General features: G+C 68.4%; 5 protein-coding genes. 4 read left to right on the plus strand and 1 reads right to left on the minus strand.

The window, feature by feature from the left end; all coding sequences use genetic code 11:
* Positions 1–178 precede the first annotated feature (178 nt).
* Complete coding sequence (locus C1I93_RS31810) at positions 179–775, plus strand: hypothetical protein (protein ID WP_181445361.1); 597 nt, start codon at positions 179–181, stop codon at positions 773–775.
* A 248-nt stretch (positions 776–1023) separates the two neighbouring features.
* On the opposite strand, the gene C1I93_RS27780 is transcribed toward C1I93_RS31810, so the two are convergent.
* On the minus strand, positions 1024–1404 hold the full coding sequence (locus C1I93_RS27780; RefSeq protein WP_223256404.1) for a nucleotide pyrophosphohydrolase: 381 nt from the start codon (positions 1402–1404) through the stop codon (positions 1024–1026).
* Between the two features lie 248 nt (positions 1405–1652).
* Here C1I93_RS27780 and C1I93_RS27785 point away from each other — a divergent pair, with 248 nt between their 5' ends.
* The 3 genes from C1I93_RS27785 to C1I93_RS27795 all read left to right on the plus strand — a co-directional run.
* Positions 1653–1913: a hypothetical protein gene (locus C1I93_RS27785; protein ID WP_111246230.1), complete on the plus strand. Its 261-nt coding sequence runs from the start codon at positions 1653–1655 to the stop codon at positions 1911–1913.
* Positions 1914–2266: 353 nt separating this feature from the next.
* On the plus strand, positions 2267–4408 hold the full coding sequence (locus tag C1I93_RS27790; RefSeq protein WP_223256403.1) for a PQQ-dependent sugar dehydrogenase: 2142 nt from the start codon (positions 2267–2269) through the stop codon (positions 4406–4408).
* A 10-nt stretch (positions 4409–4418) separates the two neighbouring features.
* Positions 4419–5390, plus strand: a 972-nt coding sequence (locus C1I93_RS27795) for a sugar phosphate isomerase/epimerase family protein (protein WP_111246233.1), incomplete at its 3' end; no start/stop codon positions are given.

The raw sequence follows: 5390 nt of genomic DNA on the forward strand, positions 1-5390 counted from the left end.
CCGGCTGCACGGCGAACTCGGACACATCCCACCCGCCGAACACGAGGCCCTACACGCGATGACCCACCCGGTCCCCGCACCCCTGAAAACCAGCTAACCAACTGTCCATCAAACCCGGGGCTTGACAGTTCGCCTGCCGGGCCCACTCCACCGCATGCAACACCAACTCGTACGCGACGTGCTGCTCGTCGAGCAGGGTGAACTGGGGCCGTTCCTTGAGTTCCTGTGCCGCGTACCGCAACAGATGCCGGCTTGGCCGAACGGTGCTGGTGAGGAAACGGTCGGCGGCAGCAGCACCAGACTTCGGCGCAAATCGGGACCGAAGGTACTCAAGCCACTGCCCGCGACGCTGCTTGGTGAAGAGCCGGCTCTGCTCGGTGCCTGGGCGGTCGAGCAGATCGGCGACGTCCCGGTCGACAGCGTTGTGCAAGTATGCGGCCCCATGCAGCGGATACCGCTGGCGACCCAGGATTCCAAGGAAATCGGTGAGGTACTGGCAGTAGTCCTCCACCTGCACACCGGGGTGCAGTCGCGCGCCGCGCGCGTGCTCTACGGCAACCAAGGTTTCGGATTCCTCGTAAGCGGTCGCGTAGGACCACTGTTTCAGCTCAACGACCAGATAGGAATCGTCTCCGCTGCGCGGATCGACCCCGGCGAGCACCGCGTCGATCCGCCGGCTAGTCAACGGCAGCTGGTATTCGACAAGCACCTCTACCTGACCGAGGCCGGCGTCGGCGAGATCCTGGGCCAGCACCGGCAAGCTATTCGTCCATGACCGCCGCTCAGCCGGGCTCACGCCTTGGCGCACTGCCCACAAGTGCTCGGCGACCCGGTCTGCGAGTGTGCCGTCAGCGGCGAGACGCAGCAGGCTAGCGGCGGACGTACGAAACGCCGACATCGGCACATGCCCCCAGGCAGCACGAAGTGATCGTGCGGATGGGGGGCATGTCCGTGCACCGGAAGCCCGTCGGACCGCTTGGCTCTGAGCACCTTATCGAGTCGGATCAAGGCCGCAACGACGAGCTAGCCGCTGTCGGCCGTCAGGGCCTTGGCTGCCGATCCATATGACTGCTCAACCGGATAGCGGCGGGCGGCGTCAGACAACTTTTCCGTGGCGGCTGCCACGAGGTCGATTCCCAGCACATCGCTCAGCCGGACCAGGTAGATCATGACGTCGCCGATTTCGGCTCGCACCCGAGCGGCGTGCTCCGGATCGGTCATCACCCTGACGGACTCCTCAGGGGTGAGCCATTGCAACTCCGCCAGCAGTTCGCCGACCTCTCCGGCGAGCGCCATCGACAGGTTCTTCGGGGTATGGAATCGCTGCCAGTCCCGCTCGTCGGCGAACCGACGCAACCGGTGCACGAGGTCAGCCAACCCAGAGTCGTTCGGTTCGTGCTGCACACGGCCAAACCTACCTGCGCAAGCCAGCCGGCAGCCCACACAGCGGACCAGTTCGCGCCCGCTTCTTCTGATCTCACCTGCTGATCTTGGTACGAAACCGCACCCAGCGGACTCCTACCAAGAGACACCACCGACCCAGGAAGGGAGCACGGATGGAGTCGCATCTGATCGTCACCGGTCAGCACCGGACCGCCGGCGGGGCTGGCTGGGTCGGCCCCGGCCTCGCCACCGACTGAGGGGAGCGCATCGTGCCCACCAAGCACCAGCTGCGGCCGTGCGGCGGAGACACCGTCGCGGACCGCGCCGTGACGCGCCGGTACGTGCAGCAGCGGTTGGCCGGGTTGCCGGCGCGGCCGGAGGAGGCCGACGCCCGACTGCGTGGCCTGTTGGAGATCTACGAGGAGTTGAACGCCACCGGCCATCCGGAGCCGCTGACACTGCTGGCCGGGGTGCTGGGGATCCCGGTCGAGATCCTGATCGGACACCTGCGCGCGGCGCGCCGCCGGTGAACGGGCCACCATCGGGCGGGTGGGCGGCGAGCGGTGCGACCCATCGACCTGTGCGCCGGTCCCACCAGCGCTGACGTGGCTTTCGTTCTGTTGATGGAAAGTTTTGACCGAGTCAGCCGGAAGCCATAGACACATCGACATCGCTTTTGTTAGCTTCACCCGAGATGTTACGTCGAGGTGAACAAGGCAGCCCACCTCCACCCGTCCTACCCATCCCGCTCGGTCCTTGAGCCCGCGTCGCACGACGACGGGCGGGCCCCTGCTGTCCCGAGCCTCGTCAACACGGAAGGAAACCTCCGGACCGGACGTCCCCGATCTGCCCCCGATCACGTCCCCAGCAGAAGGAGAGGCAGTTGCAGAGACGACTCGCGCTCGCCGTGGCGGGCCTGACGACCATCGCGCTCGTCGCCCCACCCGCCACCTCGATGGCCGCGCCCACCAGCCCGACGGCCACCGCAGGCACGACCAGCCCTCCCGCAGAGACCAACTTCCAGAAGGTCACCCTCAACGACCGCCCGGGCGAGCCGATGGACCTCGCCGTGCTGCCCGACCGCCGGGTGCTGCACGTGACCCGCGCGGGCGATGTCTGGCTGCACGACCCGGACACCGGCCGCAACACCATCGCCGCCACCCTGGACGTGTACCAGCACGACGAGGAGGGGCTCCAGAACGTCGCGATCGACCCCGACTTCGGCAAGCGCGGCAACAACTGGGTCTACCTGTACTACTCGCCGCCGATGAACACCCCGGTCGACGATCCGGCCACTCCGGACGTCAACGAGGGTGACGCGCCGGGCTGGGGCGACGAGGAGGACTTCGCGCCCTTCCGGGGAGTGCTCCGGCTGTCCCGGTTCCGTCTGATCTCCGACAAGCTGGACCTGGCCACCGAGCAGCAGATCATCGACGTGCCTGTCGACCGGGGCATCTGCTGCCACGTCGGCGGGGACATCGTCTTCGACGCCAAGGGCAACCTGTACCTGTCCACAGGTGACGACACCAACCCGTTCGAGTCCGGCGGCTACGCGCCGATCGACGAGCGGGACGGTCGCCACCCGGCGTACGACGCGCAGCGCAGCTCGGCCAACACCAACGACCTGCGCGGCAAGATCCTGCGGATCAAGGTGGGCGCCAAGGGCGGGTACACCATTCCCAGCGGGAACCTGTTCAAGAAGGGGACGCCGCAGACCCGCCCGGAGATCTACCTGATGGGCCTGCGTAACCCGTTCCGGATCGAGTTGAACCGGGCCACCGACGAGCTGTACGTCGGCGACTACTCCCCCGACGCCGGCCAGCCCGATCCGCGGCGCGGCCCGGCCGGGCACGGCAAGTGGCTCGTCGCCGGCAAGGCCGGCAACCACGGCTGGCCTTACTGCATCACCCTGGACCAGCCGTACCTCGACTACGACTTCGCCACCAACACGTCGGGTGAGCCGTTCAACTGCACGGCGCCGGTGAACGAGTCGCCGAACAACACCGGGCTGCGCAAGCTCCCGCCGGTGCAGCAGCCGGAGGTGTGGTACAGCTACGGGCTCTCCCCGCAGTTCCCGGAGCTGGGCACGGGCGGCATCGGGCCGATGGCCGGTCCGGCGTACGACTTCGACCGGGCGACCACCCGGGGCCGCAACCCGTCCGGCTGGCCCGCGTACTACGACGGCAAGCCGCTGTTCTACGAGTGGACGCGGGACTACGTGAAGGCGTTCGAGCTGGACCGGCGCGGTCGGCTCAGCGACATCGAGTCGGTGCTCCCCTCGGTCGTCTTCGACAACCCGATGGACCTGGAGTTCGGTCCGGACGGCGCGCTCTACCTGCTCGAATACGGTGACGGCTACTTCAGCGAGAACCCGGACGCCCAACTGTCCCGGATCGACCACATCGGTTGGGACGGCAACCACAGCCCGATCCCGCAGGTGGCGGCCACGGTGACCAACGGACTCGCGCCGCTGACCGTCGAGTTCTCCAGCGATGGCACCACCGACCCGGACGGTGACCGGCTCCGGTACGAGTGGTACCTCGACGACGACAACCGGGTCGACTCGCGGGCGGCGAACCCGACCTACACGTACCGCGAGAACGGCAGCTACGAGGCGACGCTGAAGGTGACCGACCCGCGTGGTCGCTCGGCCTCCGCGTCGGTGCGGGTCGTGGTCGGCAACGCCGCGCCGGTGGTCGAGCTGGTCGCGCCGGTGCCGGGTCAGCCGTTCAACTTCGGCGACACCGTCCGGTACGAGGTGCGGGTCACCGACGACCAGCCGGTGGACTGCGCCCGGGTCAGCGTGACCTACGTCCTCGGTCACGACGACCACGGGCACCCGCAGACCACCGCCAACGGCTGCACCGGCTCGATCCTCACCACCGTGCCGTCCGGTCACGACCCGGCGACCGACAACCTGTCCGCCGTCTTCGTCGCCAACTACACCGACCCCGGTGGCGAGGGCCTGCCCGCGCTGAGCGGGACGGACGAGGTCGTCATCGTGCCGGGCACCCAGAACCAGTAGAGGAGTCACCATGTGTTACGGCTACGACGGGATGGCCGCGTTGCGGCGATCCATGATCGACAGACGGGGTCTGCTGCGCGGTTCGCTGGCGGCGGCGGCAGGTGTCGGGCTTGCCGCGTCGGGGGTCGGCGCGGGCGCCGCGTCGGGGGTCGGCGCGGGCGCCGCGTCGGCCGGCGGCCCCGGGCACCACGGCCGGCGGCGGGTGCCACCGGGGCTGGTCAGCATCCAGCTCTGGACGGTCCGCGACGCGCTCAACGGCGAGCCTGGGTACGATGCCACGCTGCGGCATCTCGCCCGGATCGGCTACCCCCGGGTGGAGTTGGCGCTGGGCTACTTCGGGCGCAGCGCCGCCCAGCTGCGCCGCTTCCTGGACAGCATCCGGATCAAGGCCACCTCCAGCCATGACGGAATCAGCGAGACCCCCGCCGCCCTGCGTCAGAAGATCACGAACGCGGTCACGCTGGGTCAGAAGTTCATGGTGGTGCCGTATCTGTACTCCGAGAATGCCGACGACTGGAAGCGCTGGGCGGAGCAGATGAACGTCGAGGCCGCCGCGGCGGCCCGAGCCGGCCTGCGGTACGGCTACCACAACCACGCCCACGAGTTCACCATCGACCTCGGTAACGGGCGGCGGCCCTGGGACGTACTCACCGAGGAGCTCGACCCCCGGCTCGTCCACCTGGAGATCGACATCTACTGGGCGGTCACCGGCGGCATCCAGTCCGGTGACGGCGCGGCCGACCCCGAGGGCTTCACCCTCGACGTCATCCGGTCCGCGCCGCAGCGGACCCTCCAGTACCACGTCAAGGACCGGCACGCCGCCGACGGCGACATGGCCGACCTGGGCACCGGGATGATCGACTTTGCCCGGATCTTCCGCAGGCACTCGGTCCTGGAGTACATAGTGGAGAACGACACCCCCGACGTAACCCCCCAGCACACCGCCAAAGTCGGCCACCGCTACCTGGACAAACTGCGCTAC

It is taken from the genome of Micromonospora endophytica (genome assembly GCF_003236305.1).
In the GTDB taxonomy this organism is placed as follows: domain Bacteria; phylum Actinomycetota; class Actinomycetes; order Mycobacteriales; family Micromonosporaceae; genus Micromonospora; species Micromonospora endophytica.